A 21752-nucleotide genomic window follows, 5' to 3' on the forward strand; every position below is an offset into this window, starting at 1 on the left:
CCTCTCTCGCAATGACACAGCAAAAAAAATGGCGACCAATTGGTCGCCATTTTAAATATATTTAATTTAAAAAATTAATTCTGGTCTATTACAATCTTCTTGTTAATCATTTTGTTATCTGAGGTTCTCACTTTAATGATATACGATCCTTCAGAAATTTTACTTACAGGAATTTTACATTCATCAGACAGTGGCGCATTGGTAGCATTCCAAGATCTTACCGTTTGTCCTAACATGTTTACTAGATATACTTGTTTGATATCCATTGATGATGGCACATGGATATAAATTTCGCTTGTTGCACTTAAGAAATTTACAAGTACATTAGAGAATTCTTCGTCAACAATGTTTAATGTGGCATCTTCTTTAAAAGTTATAAAATATCTATTGGCATGACTTCCGGCGTCTAGGACTATTTGATAATTAACAGCGTTGATTCTAGAATAGGTACCTAATAAGGCATCATATACATAGACGTCTATTGGATCCTCAAAATTTTCTAAGGCTGTAAGTTCTATTTCTATATTTCCAGAGGTATCCAAGTCTATAACAAGGGGATACATGTTATCACTATTAAATTCACCAACCCCTTGAATGATATACTTATCATCTTCAATTAAGAATGACATATCACTTGGGAATAACTCTTCATTACGTGCGTCATAACCGTAATCAACACCCTCTGTAGCAAGGTTATTCGGTGTGAAACCAAGCAGTAAGTGTCGCACAGCATTTTCAGGAGATTTAAAATCTAATCTGATTAACTGAGTATTGGTTTCGTTATTTTCGGTTTCGTCTTCATTATTTTCTTCATTAGAAGAACGCATAAAAATAGATAATCCGCCAGATTCTTTTTCAAAGACACGCTGTGAATTTTTAAAGATAAAATTCCCACCAGAAGCATTTGCAGTTGCCATAAAACCTTGTCCAACCGGGATGTAACGTTTTGGTATTTTATTGGCATCTCCAGTTCCATTAAGATCTGGCGACGAAACAGCTGCAGTACCACCTGTATTATTATAATAAGCGTAACCTCCTTGATATTCAACGGTTATATGCGAATTGTTACTTGGGGCATGTTCCCAATAACGGATGGTACCATCTAATAAGACTGGCGCATTGTCTGCAATTACAGCCATTGCATCAAGTGCTGATGGATAGGGGTTTCCTAATAAAGCTTCATCGTTTGATCCGATGGCTCTCAAAATTGTTCCCGTATTAGGTTGTCCCCTAAAGGTGTAATTTTGTAAAGCTGAAGCGCTACCACTACCTTTCATTAAGAAACCTAAACCGACTTCGATGTTATAAAACTGATCAATTTTATGCCAATCATAGTAAGAATCATATGGGTAACTTTCGTATAAATACAACCAGCGCGTACTGATAGATACCGGGGTGGTTGGAGCTCCATCATAACCACCAATCCAGTTAACTTGAGCATTTCCGTCGTAAAGAGCATCCTCGAGATTATAAGATATTGGATGGGTATTAAGTGCATTAAAAGTGTTGCTTACGGGACTTCCCCAATAATTGTAATTATAAACATTAGAGGTTCCTTGTTGGTCTCTCTCCATGTGACCAGTACCGGCATAATCAACGATACTTCCATCATATTGTAATAATTGAGACTCTCCTTCAAGATCTAAGACGCCGTCAATTTTTAAATATTTGGTCACATTTAAAAGTTGATCGTTTTGTATTGAAAGTTTATTGTTATCTACAAGTAACCCTTGCACCACGGTTTTATATAAGACATTGGCTGGTCTATTAGCAGTTACATCAGTCTCTGTTCTAACAATATTCCATGTTTGTTCCGGACCACTGATACTATTTATTCGAGAGTTAGGGATTTGCTGTACACTTCCAGATGCCCAAGTGCTGGCACTATCCCAACTACCATTGTTATTAGATATATATGGAAGAGGTGCGTTTTCATTTTGAGAGGCTGTCATGCCTACAAGCGTCCCTTGTATGTTAGATAAAGAAATATCTTCAATATTTCCTCCATTAACGTTGTTTCCATCTGAACCATCCTTCATTTGGTAATACCCTTTTAAATTAGTCCATAATAAACCACCAGTAATAGGCAGAGGAATTACTTCTCCCATAACATTAGAACCAGCTTGTTTAATTTCTTGGTTCATCATTTCGCGAATTTGGGTGACACTTAATGCGGTGTCCCAAATACGGACTTCATCTATAGCACCATCAAAGTGATTTATTGGCAAGGCATTTGTTGTATCCATGGCACCAATAAGTGCTTTATTGGTATTGGATATTGGAGAAGAACCTGTTTTTGTTTGCACAACAAAGCCATCTATATACATCGTATATGTATTAGATCCATTAAAGGTAACAGCAACATGGTACCATCGGCTGTTATTCATAGTAGCTGTTGCTAACATGTCCTGATTGTTCCAACGGAAATGTAGTCTGTTTGCAATTAAACTTAGATCGTAACCTGAATTTAAGGCATTACTATTACGTTTAGAAATAATGGTTCGAATTCCTGAAACATTATCTGGTTTTACCCAAGCTTCCATACTAAATGAACCGTTACCTAACCCGTAATTGTTTGCAAAACTGATATAATCTTCATCTCCTTCAAAAATTAGATTATCACCACAATTAGGAATCACAATTTCTACAAAATCTGCGGTATTGCCACATAGTACATTATTGGTTGCTGTCCAAGTTAGTATATAGGTTGTGCCACTTTCTCCTGTGAAAGTGGAATTATAGGCTGCGGGATTAGAAAAGAAACCTGTGTTAGGTACTGCTGTCCATTGTCCAGTTGCATTATTAGCCGCAAGTGTAACCATTGTGACATCGCATCCTATAGTTGTTTGTTCTGCACCGGCATCTGCTATTACATATGGTAAAATTTCAACATCTACTGTTTCAATGGCTCTGTCACAATTGGTTGAGGGCTCATTAGATGTAAATGTGAAGGTAAACACTCCACTTGTGTCAATGGTGTATGTACCGGTGGCTACGTTTCCACCTGTAGTTATTGTTGGAATTGGAGTTCCAGAATGACTCCATTGACCACCAGTTGCAGACCCACTTAAATTGGCAATTAAATCAATTGTAGTTTCTGAAGCACAAATTTGTGGAATAGGAGCAATGGTAACCACTGGAGCTTCATTAATCGTTAAAATACCTTCAGACGATTTAATATCACAGGTAGAAGAGGTTTCTACACTGTACTCATAAATACCTTCACCTGTTGGGGTACCACTTATTTCATAAGTTAAGCCATTAAAAACGAACCCTAATCCATTAGGAAATACATTCAGAGCTAAAGGTGTTCCATTATGTGTCCATTGTATAGTTGGAGGTGTTAAGCCACCACCAATATCGTATGCTATGTCTTCTATAGGTGTATTCTGACAGGTAGTTTGTAAGTCGGTACCAAGAGGAGTTATTAACCTAATAAATGTAGAAAGAGTAGCAAATGAAATGTCATCAATCGCATAATCATTTCCACCAGCACTTCCATTGTCATTTATAATTCTTATGTTCACAGAGGTGTCTGCTGGTCCAGAGGTCCAATTACCATAAAATCGTTCCCAATTGTCGCCACTTGGCCCGTTTCCGGTTCTTGGAGGAGGTATAACATCAGTTCCAACAGGTACGCCGTTGACCTCAAATTGTAATCTAGGAGGGCTACCGTTAATCAATCTCATTACCCAGGCTGAAAAATAATAGGTGGTGTTTGGAAGTACAGGTGTATTATCCTGTCTCCATGCATCTATACCAGCATCTCCATTTATAGCCATAAAATTTTGTGCTCCTACAGTATTGTCTGTATGATCACTTCCATGAAAACCACTATGTACATCTTGTCCGCTATGGGTTATAGTATAGCCTAGTAAACCTCCATCAGCGTATAATTCCCCTTGACCAGCGGGAACAAGACCCGGCTGATTTGGAACAAAAATATGTCCACTTTGAAAAGGATATGCACTGTTATCCATAATATCTAGATTTGTAAAATCCCCATCTATTACAAGTTCCTGAGCAATGGCAATAGTACCTGAAGTAGAACAGCCCCCAGAAAGGGTTCCTACAACCGTATAAACATCTGCTATATCCACTAAAATCGAAGAACCAGTTTGTACTGGATTCGTTTGCCATTCATAAGTCACATTGGGATCTGAGGGAGATGTGGCAACCAGTTGGACAAATTGACTTTCATCAATTTCTGTATCAGAATCATCCACAACACAATATTCAGCAGTTACAAATATTTCAGGTGCAGGAGATACGTTGACTAGAACAGTTTCAGTATCTATACATCCATTAGCACTATTTTGAACCGTTAAGGTATAGTTTGTATCCAACGTTGGGGTTACCTGTATGATGCTATTGGCGGTTGAAGGTACTGATGCACTAGCAGGTAATCCTGCCGCGGCTCCAGTATCTGCAGTCCAAGAATAGGAGACAACGTCTCCACCAATACTCCCTTGTAATTGAAAATTATCAATACGAATATAAGGGTAGTTGCCACCGCTACTTCGACCATCATTCACATATAATTTTATTTCCAATTGATTTGCGTAATCGGCATCAGCGGGCAAAGAAAATAAAACTTCTCGCCAAGCAAGGGATGAATTATCATTTAACATGTCGTATCTCATGACATCAATAAACGCTCCCGTGCCATTTACGCGGTAGGAAATATCTATGTATTTAGGGTTGCCTGCGATGTTATTTCGTATAGTCTGAAAATACACTCTAAAATCTCTATAGTCATCTAATACAGAGCCGCCCACATTAAAAATCCATGCACCATCATCATCATGGCCATCATTATCATTCTGAAATAAGGATCTAGTAGCATTTGAACCCTCTGGATTTGAAGCAAAAGCATTTGTATCTGTAGCAGTACCATTTGATCCAAAATTATAAGTCATCGTACTATTATTCAAATGAGATGTAATACCTGGAATTTCCTGGCCATTATAAGCTCCATACCCTGATGGGGCAGGGCTTACATTGAAGTTGTAATTAATTAACGTTCTTTTATTTGGAGGATTACTCAAAGGTTGTAAGTTGGCTTGAATGGTCACCGTTTCTCCAGAACATAACGGATTAGTAGATGCTATTACTGTATCAATAACAGGCGACTCAAGAACTTGAACAGAAGATGTTGTATTGGAACAACTGTTTGCGTCTGTAAAAGTAAAGGTTGCAAACCCTGGAAGAACACCAGTAATTATTCCCGCATTATCTACAGTAGCTATTGCAGGATTACTAGAACTCCAAGTTCCTCCAGAACTAGGGGTTAGGCTATTTGTAGCTCCAACACATACTGAGGCAGGAGCAGTTAAAACAGGTAAGGCATTTATGGTTACATTAATAGGACTAGTACAACCTCCAGAAGCACTTGTGAAGGTAAAAGTGACTACCCCAGCAGACACACCATTAAAAACTCCGGCATTATTTACTGTAGCGATGGAAGGGTTACTTGAGCTCCAAGTACCACCCGTACTTGGTGATAAATTATCTGAAGCACCTACACAGATTTCTGTAGGTCCGGTCACTATAGGAGTCGGGTAAACCGTTATAAATATAGATGTACTTTGTACAGGCGTGTTACAATTTGTTAGCGACGATTGCAATTGCACATAAATCTCGTCCGCATTATTTAAACTTGTAAACGGTTGAAAAGTTGGGCTATTTGTTCCTTGGGATATCCCATTGATAAACCATTCGTATATAGGTGATGCACCACCATTTATTGGAGTAGCCGTAAATTCGATATCTCCATCCTGACATATCGGGTTGTTATCCACATTAATTTCAACACCGGCGCTTGCTGCTGGATCTAATACGTTTACAATGGCAGTACACGTTGCTGTATTGCCAGAAGTGTCAGTAACTGTTAAGATTACAGTATTAGAACCTAGGTGGGTACAATCAAAATCTGTCTTATTTAAGGCAAATCCCTGTATCCCACAATTATCTGTGGATCCATTATTAATATCGGCAACTACAATGGAGGCATTACCTGAGGAATTTAAGGTAATATCTATGGAGCCTACACAATTTGCTATTGGATTTTGTGTGTCATTAACCACAACCGTATAATTACATGTATGTGTCTGACCATGTCCGTCGTTCGCAACCGCCGTTACAGTGGTTGATCCCGAAGGAAAGGCATATGGAAAGGTAATTGGAGTACCAGAAATAGTATAGGTAAATGTAGGTGTTGATGCGGTGCAATTATCCGTAGCCGTTGCTGGAAGCGATAACAATGCAGTACAAGATCCAGAATCTGTTGGATAACTAGCTAAAACGGTTGGACAAACTATTTCAGGTGCTTGATTGTCGTTTACAACCACGTTAAAACTACAAATATCGGTTAAACCATTTGTTGTAGTAGCAAGAACGTCTACGACTGTTGTTCCTATAGGAAAATTGTATGGAAATGAAATTGAAGTTCCATCAATACTATAGGTGATTACCGGAGTATCGCAATTATCTGTAGCAGTAGCCGTAAAAGTTAGACTTGTTGTACAAGAATCTAAATCTGTATTATAACTTGCTGAAGGCGTTGGACAGGTTAACACCGGACTTTCGTTATCTGTAACTGTTACAGTTGAAGAGCAGGTGGCTGTATTAGAACCATCATTTATGGTATAAGTAACCGTTGTAGCCCCTACATTAAAATTGTAGTTGCCTACTTGTCCACTTCCACTACCAGAAGTTGCGCCTGTCATGGTCCATGTCAATGTTGGAGTGACTGCACAATCATCTGAAGCCACTACTTGATAGTTGAAGCTTGCGTAACATTCACCTGCATCATTAAATATAGAAACATTTGAAGGACAGTTTATAACGGGTAAGGTGCTATCAATAACAGTTACATCAAAGGTATCTATAAAAGTATTACCATGAATATCAGTTATTTCATATTCTAGTGTGGTTGTTCCAAGAGGGAAGGAACTACTACTAGTATAGCCCGACCCATCTATTTGATTTATTGAAGCTACACCGCAATTATCATTTCCTGTAATTGTAGGGTATGTCACAGTCGTGTTACAGCCATTTGCCGTAATATCACTTGGGAGATTCAAGGTTGGTAATTCGTCGTCAGTCACTACTACATTAATAGACAAGGTGTTTTGTAAGGCAGGCGTATTATTATCTGAAACGGTATAGGTGATCACCGACGTTCCTACATTAAAGAATCTAGTTCCTACTTGATTATTCGAGCCAGAACCTGTTGTAGCTCCAGAAATGACCCAACTCAATAGAGATACTGAACAATTATCATTAGTAATAGCATTTGGAATTGCAATAGCCAATGTACAATTTCCTGTTCCGTCTGCAGATGTGGTTGAAACCAGATCTGTTACTTCATTAGGGTGCGAAATGGTTGGAGCTTCTGTATCGGTTACAGTCACCGTAAAACTATCTGTAATAGAATTCCCAGAAGCATCCGTGGCTTGGTAGCTAACGGTGGTTGTTCCTATTGGAAAGGTATATGGGTTGGTAAAACCTGTAGTTTGTAATGGGGTTATTGAATCACAATTATCGGTTGCTGTAGGTTCTGTCCAAGAGACAGAAGCACCACAAGTATCTGGATCACTCGAAACCGTAATATCTGCTAAGGCAGACATGGTAGGGTCTTCGTCATCTATGACAGTCACAGTACGCGTTTTTGAAATGGTATTCGCTGGGCTTGCTGAATCTGTTACGGTATATGTAATGGTTGTTACTCCAAGATTAAAGGTAAAAGGACTTGGTACTTGTCCAGGAGTAGAGCCAACAATAGTTGCTCCAGTCATTTCCCAAGATAAAATACTTCCAGAACAATTGTCGTTAAAAGATACAGAACGAATGACAACAGCTACTGTACAGTTTTCATCTGTTTCGGTAGAGGTATTTACATTAATAACAGTCGGATTAAGAACTGTTAGAGTAGGAGCTGTATTGTCTACTACAATTACGTTTTGAGTATCTGTAGATGTGTTTCCTGCGTTATCGGTAACCGTCCAAGTTATTATGGTTGTTCCAATTGGGTAAGGTGGAATCCCATTATGGGTTACACTTGCAACCCCACAGTTATCAGCTGTTGTAGGTGCTCCTAAAGACAATGCATTTACTTGACAATCTACGTTTGCTGACACGGTGATATCTGCAGGCGCTGTAATGGTTGGGTCTTCGTCATCAGAAAGTGTTACTAACATGCTATCTGTTGCCGTATTTCCTACATTGTCTGTAACCGTATAGGTTATGGTTGTTATACCAATATTAAAATCTTTAGATCCTACTTGTCCTGTTCCAGTTAAAGTTGTGGCTCCGGTGAAACTCCAAGTTAATGTGCTATCCGTACAATTATCTGTAAAAGAAGCATTTGGGATGGCTATGTTGGCGCCACAAGTATCAAGATCTGTTGACGGCGTTATATCATTCGGTGCTGTAATTGTTGGGTCTTCATTGTCCTCTACGGTAATCGTGAACGAACAGGTTGCTAATAAATTATTATCGTCAAGCACTTGATATTCTATGGTTGTATCTCCAATAGGAAAGGCGTCACCAGAATTTAATACATTACCATCAATGCGAGTGATGGAATAGGTTGAACATTCGTTTACTGTTGGAGGATCAAAGGTTACAACTGCTGTACATAATCCAGCATCCGTATTTTGAACTATATTTGTAGGGCATGTAATTTCTGGGTCTGAATTATCTTCTACCGTTACTAATTGCGTGCATTGTACAGAATTTCCAGAGGCATCTTCTAAAGTCCAAGTAACAGTTGTTATCACACCAAAAGGAAATGCTGCTGGAGCATCGTTGGTTATCGTTAAAGATGCAGTACAATTATCCGTACCTGTTGGAGGTGTTAACACCACTCCTGTTGCTTCACAACTAACGCTATTGTCCGCACTAACTGTAATAGGAGCAGGACAGGTTGTAATTATAGGGGCTATGCTGTCAACTACATTAACGGTATGCACGCAAGTGTCTGTATTTCCGGCGGCATCAGTAGCAACTAAAGTTACAGTTTGTGACCCTATGTCTGAACAATTAAAATCTATTGCGGCTCCTGCTGCAAAGACTTGAAATTCTGCAATTGATAATGGTTCATTATTATTAAGTTGGGTAACTCTTACCTTATTAGCTATACCTGTTAATGTTATAATGTCAAGAGAAGCATTTCCCATTATATTGAAGTCTTGGAAGCCTATGATGACAGCATTGTCATATAGAGTGACCCTAAAGTTATTTAGGCGGTTTGAACAGCAGTCTGTACGGTTCCAAATTTTCATAGCAGCTATGTCAAAATATCCTTGTAAATCCACTTCCCAGTATTCTACATTTCCATTGATATCTCGAGTATGTGTTACAGAGCCATCTCCCCAACGACCATTTGTATCACCATCTACTGCTTTTCCAGAAACCCCTTGTGGGCTATAATCTGAAGTTTGAAAGGTTGGTTTACCTTCAGCGATGTTATTAGTTAAATCCGGTAATCCACCAAGAAATGAAAGGTTAACAGGACCACAACTATCATTGGAGCCATTATTCACATCCGTCACCGAGATGGAGCCATTTCCTGAAGCATCTAGTTGCACTGTTGAAGGGGTCGTTTGGCAAATGGCATTTGGAGGCGTCGTATCGTCCACCGTAATAATTTGTGTGACATTAATTGAGTTTCCAGCAAGATCTGTTACACTATAAGTTCTGGTAATAACTTCTGGGTTCGAACTTCCATTAGAAACATCATTTACATGAGCCACCGTAATTGTACCAGGACAATTATCGGCTTCATCATTTACATCCGCAATATTTACTGGCGGTACATCACCTGCACATTGAACGTTAACAGGAGAAAGGTTAGAAGTTGTAGGATTGGTAGTATCTTCAACTGTAATAATTTGAGTTACATTAATTGAGTTTCCACTAGCATCCGTTACCGAATAGGTTCTTGTAATAACTTGAGGATTAAATCCAGAAGATACATCACCATCATGAGCTACAATTATGACTCCTGAACAGTTATCCGCTTCATCATCTACATCCGCAATATTTACTGCCGGTACATCACCTGCACATTGAACGTTTACAGCAGGAAGGTTAGATGCTGTAGGGTTGGTTGTATCTTCAACTGTTATAATTTGAGTTACATTAATTGAGTTTCCTGAGACATCTGTTACGCTATAAGTTCTAGTAATAGTTTCTGGATTGAAATTTCCATCCGAAACATCTCCAACATAAGCTACTGTAGGAGTACCACAATTATCAGCCTCGGTGGTTACATCTAATGGATTAGCGGCAGGAACAGCCCCTAGACACTGAACATTTATATCTGCAGGGTTGGTAGCAGTAGGTGGTAAATTATCCACGACAGTTACAGTAGCGAAACAAGTTGTTGTTGAATTATCACTATTTTCAGTTAAAGTAAGAGTTATATTATTTGTACCAATATTAGCGCAGGTAAAAGTTGTTTGACTAGCAGATAATGTATATAACGGATTTCCGGTATATGTACCATCTTCAATCTGTGCAGGCGTAATGGTTACATTCCCACTAGCATCTAACGGTACAATTATATTTTGACATATAACAGCTGGCGCAAGATATCTGTCATAATTAGGACGAAAAGACACATAGCCTTCCAAAGGATTATATATTAGAGTTTTGTCTGGGTTGTGGTTTAAAGAACTATATAAGTTGTCTATAGATTTAGACAAGCTATTTAGGCTAACAAAAAGACATAATATTAGTAAAGAAAAAGTAGTTTTTTTTGTCATAACGTTTAATTTTTAGTAAACTTTAGATAGTCATTTTTGTGAATAGACTAGCCTTTACATAAAATGTAATTGCTATTAATAAGAGGGGAGGTGACGAAATTAATGTTTGATATTCAATTTCACTAATAAAATCGACCAAATGCTTAAACAACCATTAAAAGTTAATAATTCCATACATTTAAAACTGGAAAGGCTTGATAGTATCTTAGTTAATAATATTAAATGAGTTGGTTTACATGAGTTTTTTGCTGCATATAGGTGTTCTTTAAACTTGATTGATCTAGATCAAGCTTTTATGCAGGTACTCCAGCTTATTCCCATGCTTAAATAATTCATTGAACTATTTTTTTTAGTTTAATCGCCACTTTGATTATTCAAACTCCCATTTTTTTTATCTCTGTTGCACTGGGTTACTTATTTGCTAACGCTCCATCTCGCCCGCCTTCCGTTCATTTAATCTAGAATTCGGGCAGGCCCCTTCGCTAAAATAGTCCACAGGACTATTTTTTAACGCTCGGTCGCCTCTTTAACTAAAGAGGGGAGCTGGGAGTCTAGAGCCACAAAAAAAAGGCTACCAATTGGTAGCCTTTTTTGAAAGTAATTAATTTAAAAATTAATTTTGATCTATTACAATCTTCTTATTAATGAGTTTGTTGTCTGAAGTTCTTACTTTAATAATATAAGTGCCTTCAGAAATTTTACTCACAGGAAGTTTACATTCATGTGCCAATGGCGCATTGGTTGCGTTCCATGATCTAACTGTTTGCCCCAGCATGTTTACTAGATACACTTGTTTTATATCTATTGATGTTGGTACATTGATATAAATTTCGCTAGTAGCATTTAAAAAGTTAACTACTACATTAGAGAATTCTTCATCAACAATATTCAAGATCGCATCTTCTTTAAAGGTTATAAAGTATCTGTTTGCATGACTGCCTGCATCTAAAGCTATTTGATAGTTAACGGTATTAATTCTAGAATAGGTACCTAATAAGGCATCGTATACAAAGACATCGATAGAGTCATTAAAATTCTCTAAGTCTGTTAACTCAATTTGTATAGTTCCAGAGATTCCTAAATCTAGGGTTACTGGATACATGTTATCAACATTGAACTGACCAACACCTTGAATAACGTATTTCTTGTCCTCAATTATAAAAGACATATCACTTGGGTTGTCATCCGAATTTTTAGCGTCATACCCATAATCAAAACCTTCTGTAGCTTCATTGTTTGGTGTGAAAGCTAATAATAGTGGTCTGATGGCACCTTCTGGTGTGGTGAAGTTTAAACGGATACGTTTAATAAGATCCTCATTGTCTTCGTCGTTTTCAGTTCTTAAGAAAACAGAATCTCCAGAAGCTTGAGTTTTAAAAATACGTTGGCTGTTTTTAAAAGTAACTTCAGTATCTACTTGATCAACATAATCGGCAGCAGTAACAAAGAAACCTTGTCCAACCGGAATATATTGTTTAGGTATTGCTGAGGCAGCATCTCCAATTCCCCCCACTCCTGGTGGTGAAACAGCTGCTGTTCCCCCAGAAAGATTAAACGTTGCATAACCACCTAGGTAATCTGCTGTGATATGTGAATAATTAGAAGAAGCTTGTTTCCAAAAATATAATGCACCGTCCACACTTCCTGTGGTTCCAGTGTTTCCACCAGGAATATTATCCCTAATAAATTGATCTGCATCAATAGCTGAAGGGTACGGATTACCTACCAAAGTTTGATTAATTGCTCCATTGGTAGCAGTTACGTTAGCACTTATATCTCCATTATTAGGCATTCCTTTAAAGGTGTAGTTTTGATTTGAAGTTGAAGCTCCACTTCCTTTCATTGTAAATCCTAAGCCTACATTAAAACTTCCTGTCTGACTTTTATAAATCCAATCGGAATAATCATTTTCTAATCCTTCTTCAAAGGAATAGATCCAACGATTACTTATAGTAAGCGGAGTAGGAGAGCCGTTGTAACCAGATGTCCAAATTACTTGCGTACTACCGTTATTGAAAATAGCATCTAAAGTATATGTTCTGGAAGCCGCTGTACCTGAAGTACTAACTGGACTACCCCAATAATTATAACTAAACGTATTTGCAGTTCCTTTTTGATCACGTTCTAGTTTACCAATTCCTGAATAATCAACGATACTTCCCATAGGCTGTAATAGTTGCGATTCTCCAACTAGATCCAGAGTACCATCTATTTTAAGGTATTTATTAACATAAATTGGTTGTCCGCCTTCAATACTTAATGTATTACTATCAACTAATAGTCCAAGAACAGTTGTTCGTCCCGAAATAGGAGCTCCTGTAGTTCTGTTAGTTGTAACATTAGTAGCTGTTCTAACAATATTCCATGTTTGTAGACCATTAGCAACGATACTGTTTGCTGCTGAGTTAGGTATTTGTTGTACCGAACCTACAGACCAGGTTGAGGCATTATCCCAAACATTATTTTGTCTTGATACATATGGAATAGGTGCTGTTTCAGCTTGATTGGTAATCATTGAGTTTAACTTACCTGGAATAGGAGAAACTGTAGAAATATCTTGAATGATACCTCCGGATACACTAGTTTGATCTCCTGTATTCATTTGGTAATAGCCTCTTAAATTATTCCATAATAATCCACCACTAATATCCATAGGAACAACGACACCTTCCACATTACCAGTGGTAATAGTACTGGTTTTTATTTCTTGGTTCATCATTTCACGAATTTGTGTTACAGATAAAGCTGTATTCCAAATGCGAACTTCATCAATACCACCATTAAAATAATTGGTAGGGGAATTATCTGTTATGTCCATGGCACCTATTAACGCTTTGTTAGTATTTCCTGCAGGAGCTGATCCAGCAGTTGCGCCACGCGCTTCAAACCCATCGATATACATGGTATAAGAACCGTTATAAGACACGGCTACATGGTACCATTTACTTGTATTCATAGAATAATTGGAAACAATTTGTGAACCGTTATAACGGAAATATAAGCGATCGCCAATCATGCTTAAATCATAACCAGAAGCTGTTGAAGTTCCATTTCTTTTAGAAATAATTGTTTTAGTACCTGTCAGGTTATTGATTTTTATCCATGCTTCAATACTAAATGAGTTATTTAAATTATAATTATTGTCAAAATTTATATAATCATCACCACCATCAAAAACTAAGTTGGCACCACAATCTGGAATAATAACGTCCATAAGAGCTGTTGTATTTATATTACATGCTCCTGTATTAGTAGCTTCCCATTGTAAGGTGTAAGTTTCTCCACTTTCGCCCGTGAAAGTAGCATTATAAGCATTTACATCAGAGAAAAAATAACTATTTGCAGGTTGGCCAGAAGTCACACTCCATTGTCCTGCAACATTATTCCCTGTTAAAGTAACTTGATTGGTAGCACAATTAGCCGTAGTTTGATTAACGCCTGTTGTTGCAACTACATATGGGCTTATTTCAATGTCTAAGGTTTCTATGGCACGTTCACATACTCCAGATGGATTATTTGATGTGAAGGTAAAGGTTAACAATCCTGATGATACAATAGTATAAGTTGCAGAAGCAACGTTTCCAGCCATTGTAGTTGTAATAGGTGTACCAGAAATGCTCCAAACACCACCAGTTGCACTACCACTTAAAACGGCACTTAACAATATGGTACCGTCAGATGCACATACAGCAGTTGGTGGAGTGGTTATAGTTACAATAGGAGCTGGGTTGACAACTATAGTTCCTGAAAAGGTTTTATTTCCACAACTGGCATTAGTTGAAATTGTATAGTTAAATGTGCCTGTATCAGTAGGCGTACCACTAATTATATATTCCAAGCCATCGAAAGTAGTTGTTAATCCAACAGGAAGTCCAGTAGCGGTAGGACCTGTTAAACCTCCACCTACATTAAAAGTAATATTTTCTAAAGGTGTATTTTGACATACGGTTTGATTTTCTGTTGCAGGAGGCGATGTTAAATTTATAAATGTAGATAAGGTTGCAAAAGAGACATCATCAATAGCAAAGTTGTTACCTTGTAAATCTCCATCTATGTTTCGAATTTCAACAATTGCAGTTGTATTTGTACCCGAATTCCAAACTCCCCAAAAACGGTCCCAATCAGCACCTTTTACTAAATCAAGTGGTGTACCAACATCGGTACCATTGATTCTAAATGTTAAATCAGTAGGTCTTAACCCTGGGTTTCCAGGGTCGGAAATATCAATACCCCACGCAGCGAAATAATAGTCTGTATTAGGTTCTACAGTAATTTCTTGTCTCCAAACAGCCAAAGTTAAGTCGTTACCATTAACAGCAAGGTATTGTGCAGCAGTATCCCCCGTATGATCCGTGACACTTCTAAAGATGCCAAGATAGAATGGTTGAACATTATCCGTTACGGTAAGTCTGTTTTGATAAAGAATTGGATTTGCATAATATCCATAACCACCATCAAAATCAAAACCGAGAGATGTCATGTTATCAGCGAATGGTCCATTGACTGTTTGTCTAGCAAAAGAGAAATCGCCATTAATAACTAGTTCTTGCGATATATTAACTGTCGCACCGGCACTACATCCATTTGCGGTTGTTGCAATAACATTATAAACTCCAGCAATATCCACATAAATGGTATTACCTGTTTCACCGGTGTTCCACTCCCAACTAATTATGGGTTGATTTGCTGAGGCTACAAGTTGTACCATATTACTTTCATCTTGCGGGGTACTAGCAATATCAGCAGGACAATAGTCTGCCGCAATAGTAATTTCTGGTGAAGGAAATACATTTACGGTTACCGTTTCAGTTTTAGGACAACCATCATTATTGGTTACAGTTAAAGTATATTCTGTAGTTACCATTGGATTAACTGTAATAACATTATTAGTCGTGGATGGTGTACCTGCATTAGCAGGTAAACCTGCATTGATACCTGTATTAGCAGTCCAAGCATAATTAACACTATTACCAACAGTGGTGCCTTGAATTTGCAGATTGTCTATATAAATATGAGGTTCGTCTCGCCAATAAGAATCAGAACCATCATCTACAAGGAACATAAACTGTAGTCCATCTGTATTATTAAAAGTAGCTGGCAGGTTTATTATAGCAGTGTTCCAATTATTGACATAGTTGTTATTGTAACGAGGAACATTTACTGTTGTAGTAGTCCATCCAGACCAATTAGTACCAGCACCAGGATTGGTGTCGTATCTATAATAAACAACAATTTCTTTATCATAACCCCAATATGTGGCTCTCCTGTATTGGAAAGAAATACTTAAATCTTCGTAGTTGTTTAAGTCATTTCCATCGACATCCAGCCTCCATCGTCCATCGTCCGGTTGTCCATTTGGATTTCCATCTCGCCAATCATCTACTTGCATAAGTGAATTTCCTGCAGGCGTGTTGTTTGTAAAAGCCCCTCCAGTTGTTCCATTTCCAGTATTGAAAGGAATATTGTTGTTGTTACTTGGACTATAAAAATTAGAGTTAATGTTTGGAGTTGTACTAATATCATTTAACTGATTATAATTGTTACCCGTGTTAAAATCATAATTCACTATGGTTTCAGTATTACCTCCAGCACCTTGAACATTAGCGGTTAAAACACTAGAGTCTCCAGCACAAACTGTATTTGGAGATGCAGTCACTGAAGTAATATCAGGAATACCCAACACTTCTATAGAAGTTGAAGTTACTGTACAATTTGTAGTTGAATTTGTAAATGTAAAGGTGGCATTACCAGGGCTAACTCCAGTAATAATCCCTCCATTAGTAATTGTTGCTACACCCGGACTGTTACTTGTCCAAGTACCACCAGTAGATGGAGACATGGTGTGTGTTTCGCTTTCACAAATGGTGTTTCCTGTTGGATAGCTCGCTATTGTTGGAAAGGCATTAATTGTTACAATGTTGGTCGTATTGTTACAAGTAGTTGATCCACTTGAAAAGGTAAATGTCGCCGTTCCTGGAGCTATTGGAGTAATTACCCCAGCATTATTAACAGTTGCAACTCCTGGGTTATTACTAGTCCAAGTTCCACCTGTATTAGGGGTTAGATTTCCCGTACTTCCCATACATATTTGAGTAGGGGCTGTTACACTTGGAGAGTCATTTACAGTTACTTCAATGCTATTACTAACTTTTGGAAGGGTACATGCAGTAAGACTAGATTGCATTACCACATGAATGTTGTAAACCCCAACCGTTAAAGGTGTAAATGGTGTAAAGGAAGGGCTAAAGGTTATTCCTTGGCTTGCCCCATCAATAAACCACTCGAAAGTAGGAGTTGCTCCACCATCAGTAGGAGTTGCTGTAAATGTTAAGTTTTCACCTACACAGATGGCAACATCAGAATCATTATTAGAAACATCATTAATTATATGAACAGTTGCATTAGCTGCAGGATCTAAGACAGTTACTGTAGCTGTACAAGTTGCTATATTTCCAGCATTATCTGTAACCGTTAATGTTACAGGGTTTGTACCTAAATTTGAGCAGTCAAAATTTGTGTTGTTCAATGAGATAGATTGAATACCACAATTGTCTGAAGAATTACCTAAGACCGTAGTTCCATTATTGATGTCTTCGGCTGTTATGTTGGCATTTCCAGAAGCATCTAAGGTTACTGTTATATTTTGACAAACGGCAATAGGCAGTTCGTTGTCAATAACTACAACATTAAATGTACAAACGGTCGCGTTTCCTGAAGCATCGGTTGCTGTATATTCTAACGTGGTTGTTCCAACAGGGAATGCACTTCCTGAATTTAATCCAGTACCATCCGTTTGTGCTAATGTAGCGCCACAGTTATCGGAAAATGGAACAGTATACGTAACAATGGCAGAACAATTGCCGCTATCAACGTTTCGTGTGAAATTACCAGGGCATGTTAATACTGGAGCTTCGTTGTCTATTACGGTTATATCTTGAGTACACGTAGCCGTTAAGCCAGCAGGATCTGTTGCTGTCCATGTTATGGTTGTTGTGCCAACAGGGAAAATGCCTGAAGCATTAGCTGTACCAGTAATGTTGTTAGTAAGTACGGCACTGCAATTATCTGAAAATGTAGGTGCAATTACCGTAACGGTTGCATTACAACTCGATGCATTGGCTATTACACTTTGGTTTGATGCGCATGTAATGGTTGGGTTTTCGTTATCGATAACTGTAACGGTAAAAGATTTCGTTAAATTTTCTTGAGCCACATGGTTCAATGAGTATGTTACTGTGGTTGTACCAACTGGGAAAGTACTACCTGAAGGAAAACCAGGAGTATCTAATACTAGACTAGCTCCTGAACAAGTACCAGATGAAGTTACCACATAATCCACGATTGCTGAACATTGACCAGGATCGTTAGATATGGTGATGTTTGTGGGTACATTTAAGGTTGAGATGGTGCTATTTATAATAATAACATTAAAAGTACAAATTGTCATATTTCCAGCGGCATCTGTAATCTCGAATCGGTGAGGAGTAGATGTTGACGCTCCAGGGATAATGTTTATTGGATAATCACTACCCGATGGTAACCCCTGTGATTGAAATATAGTTATTGGACCAGAGCAATTATCACTAACTGGTAGTGTATATTGTACGTTTTGAAATGAACAGTTATTTAATACAATATCTGCAGGACAGATTACTGTAGGTGGAATATTATCTTCAACAGTAACAATTGCTGTACAAGTATTGGTATTTCCATTACTGTTAGTTGCTGTTAATGTTACGGTATTTGCACCAATATTACTACAATCAAAAGACGTTATATCTAGAGATAAACTAGCGATACCACAATTATCATAAGAGCCATTATCAATTTCAGCAGCGGTTATGCTTGCATTACCAGAAGCATCTAATTGCACGGTGATATTTTGGCAGATGGTAGTTGGTAGAATATTATCTTGAACTGTTACGGTAGATGTACAAGTAGAGGTATTTCCATTGGTGTCAGTCACCGTTAATGTTACTGTATTTGCACCCACATTTGTACAATCAAAAGTGGTTACATCAAGTGCTAAAGAAACAACGCCACAAGCATCGTTAGATCCATTATCAATATCAGCAGTGGTAATGCTTGCATTACCAGAAGCATCCAATTGCACTGTTATATTTTGGCAGATAGCGGTAGGAGCCACATTATCTTCAACAGTAACAGTTGCGGAACATGAAGCTGTGTTTCCGTTGTTGTCTGTTATTGTAAGTGTTACTGTATTTCCACCTATATCTGAACAATTAAAGGAGGTTGTATCCAAGTTTAATGAAGCGCTACCACAAGGATCACTAGAGCCATTATCAATATCAGCAGCAGTTATTGTTGCGTTTCCAGTAGCATCCAGTTGTACAGTTATATCTTGACAAACTACGGTAGGAAGGACATTATCTTCAACTGTCACCGTTGCCGTGCAGGTATTGGTATTTCCATTATTATCAGTAACCGTTAAGGTTACGGTATTAGCACCAACATTTGAACAATTAAAGGTGTTTGGCGAAGCCGTGATTGAGGTTATTCCACAATTATCAGATGATCCATTATCAATGTCTGCACCAGTAATGCTTGCATTTCCAGTGGCATCCAATTGTACTGTTATGTTTTGACAAACAGCCGATGGATTAACATTATCTTCAATAGTAACGGTAGCAGTACATGTAGAAATATTACCATTATTATCAGTAACAGTCAATGTGACTGTATTGTCACCAACATTTGAACAACTGAAGGAATTTGGTGAAACCGATAATGATGCTATTCCACAAGGGTCATTAGATCCATTATCAATATCAGCCGCTACGATGCTTGCGTTTCCAGTAGCATCCAATTGCACTGTGATATTTTGGCAGATGACAGTTGGAAGGACATTGTCTTCAACAACTACATTAAAACTGCAAGAATCTGTTTGGTTATTGCCATCTACTGTTTCCGCAAGTACCGTAGAGGTACCTACTGGAAAATTATATGGGAATGCTATAGCCGTTCCGCCAAAACTATAGGTAACAATAGGAGTAGACCCGCAATTTTCATCAACCGTAGCAGTAAATGATAAAGTTGCAAAACAATCATTTGCATTTGTATAATAAATGCTCGCTGGAGTTGGACAGGTAATTACAGGAGCTTGATTGTCTTCAACCGTAATAACAGTTGTGCATGTAACAATTTGCCCGTTACCATCATTTACGGTCCATAAAACAGAAGTGGCTCCAAGAGGAAATGTTCCTCCGGCTAATGTTGCCGTATTATTAAAGTTGTTAGTAATTGTACCATTTGTACAATTATCTGTAAAAGTAGCATCAAATTCGGTACCTATTATGGTATAGGTACAACTATCGGGATCTGTATCTCGAGTCCCATTAGCGATGCAGGTAATTACAGGAGCTTCATCATCTTCAACCGTAATAACAAAAGTGTCAGTGGCTGTGGTGCTGTTTGAGTCTGTAGTTGTTGCTGTATAAGTATAAGTGCCTTCTGCTACTGGGGGTGTAACCGTTGCAGTTGCTATAGAGTTTGATGGGCCAGAATAAGTAATGGCACCAACAGTTCCAGGACCTGTTATTGTAGTTGTGTAATTGCCGCCTGGTCTGATGATGTCTAGAGACCAATCTTCTAATTCGCCTTCGTCTCCACCTCCATTATCGTAGATATGTAACCTCCATTGTCCATCTATGTCAGAGCCTACAAGATCATTTATTGTTCCGTTTTCCGGGCTGAATATGCCAGTAAAAGGAGCTCCATAGTTTTGTATTGGATTGTTAATATCAGTTCGAATAATAGTATTTGTAAAATTATTACCACCACCTCCAATATCAGTAAAAAGAAACATTTCTTCTCCTGTTGGACTAATTAACGAAACCACAAGATCGGCATCATAAGTATGGTCTATATTTAAAGTTACCTGGATTATGTCTGTATTGGCTACTGTTGCGCCACCACTACCACTTAAATTTATTGGAGAGATTGAAGTATCTCCATCAGTTATGGGATAGTTATAAGAGTTACTTCCAGATAAAACTTGTTCTCCGCCACCTCCCGAACTAGTGGCTGTTAAGGTTGCGCTACCTCCAGGGCAAATAGTGTCTGGAGTACCCGTTAGGTTTACTGTTAGCGGAATAGCAATTGTATAAGTAATGATTACACGGCCATTGGCTCCGTTGCCACCAGTACGTGATCGATTACTACCAGAATCTGCGTATTCGCCACCAGCTGCACCACCACCAGGGGGATTTCCATCATAACCATTTTCATTATAACGTCCAAGAACTTCAGTACCGCCATTGGGGCTGCTACCGCCATTACCACCAGGCCATCCTCTATTATCGGTATCTCCCCCCTTTTGCCCTGTAATATTATTGCTTCCACCTGTGGCAACACCTCCTGCACCACCTGGAGTATTAACATTGTTTCGTTGGATACCTCTTTTACCTCCGTTGGCAATTAAAGTCGTACTCGAAGGCAGGTGAGTAAGTTCCGTAAGAGTTCCATCTTCACCACTATTGTAACCACCATCTCCTCCTTTTCCAACAATATAATCAATATTTTGTCCTGACGATACGGTAAAATTGAGTATGGTATATCCGCCGCCGCCGCCGCCAGAACCACCACGGCTTGCATTAAGAGATCCACCTCCTGCACCCCCAGCACCCCAAATTTCTACAGTTGCAGAAACGGCATTGGTTGGTACAGTGGTAGTGTAACTACCAGGAATATTATTAGTAACATCTTGAGCATAGACACCATTCGTAAACAAACCAAAAAGGAGTATTAATAATCCAATACCCCAAGAAATAGTTTTATGGTTGTTAACTAAATAAGTATTTGAGTTAGATGGTTTCATTAAACCATTTACATCTTTGGTATAAGTGAATGGTAAAAATGCGTTTAAGGTAGTTTTTTTGGTCATAACGATTAGTTTTATCAAGACTTTAATGGAATGGTAAACAATAAAAATCTATTATATAAAATGTTTTTTGCTATTAA

Annotated in this window: 2 protein-coding genes; both read right to left on the bottom strand. The window is 38.2% G+C overall.

Annotated features, from left to right (window positions below; genetic code table 11):
* Nucleotides 1-74 precede the first annotated feature (74 nt).
* On the bottom strand, nt 75-10772 hold the full coding sequence (locus IEV77_RS07305; protein WP_188463357.1) for an HYR domain-containing protein: 10698 nt from the start codon (nt 10770-10772) through the stop codon (nt 75-77).
* A gap of 613 nt (nt 10773-11385) precedes the next feature.
* Complete coding sequence (locus tag IEV77_RS07310; protein ID WP_188463359.1) at nt 11386-21675, bottom strand: HYR domain-containing protein; 10290 nt, start codon at nt 21673-21675, stop codon at nt 11386-11388.
* Between the last annotated feature and the right edge of the window lie 77 nt (nt 21676-21752).

This window comes from Xanthomarina arctica (assembly GCF_014638915.1).
Taxonomy (GTDB): Bacteria; Bacteroidota; Bacteroidia; order Flavobacteriales; family Flavobacteriaceae; genus Xanthomarina; species Xanthomarina arctica.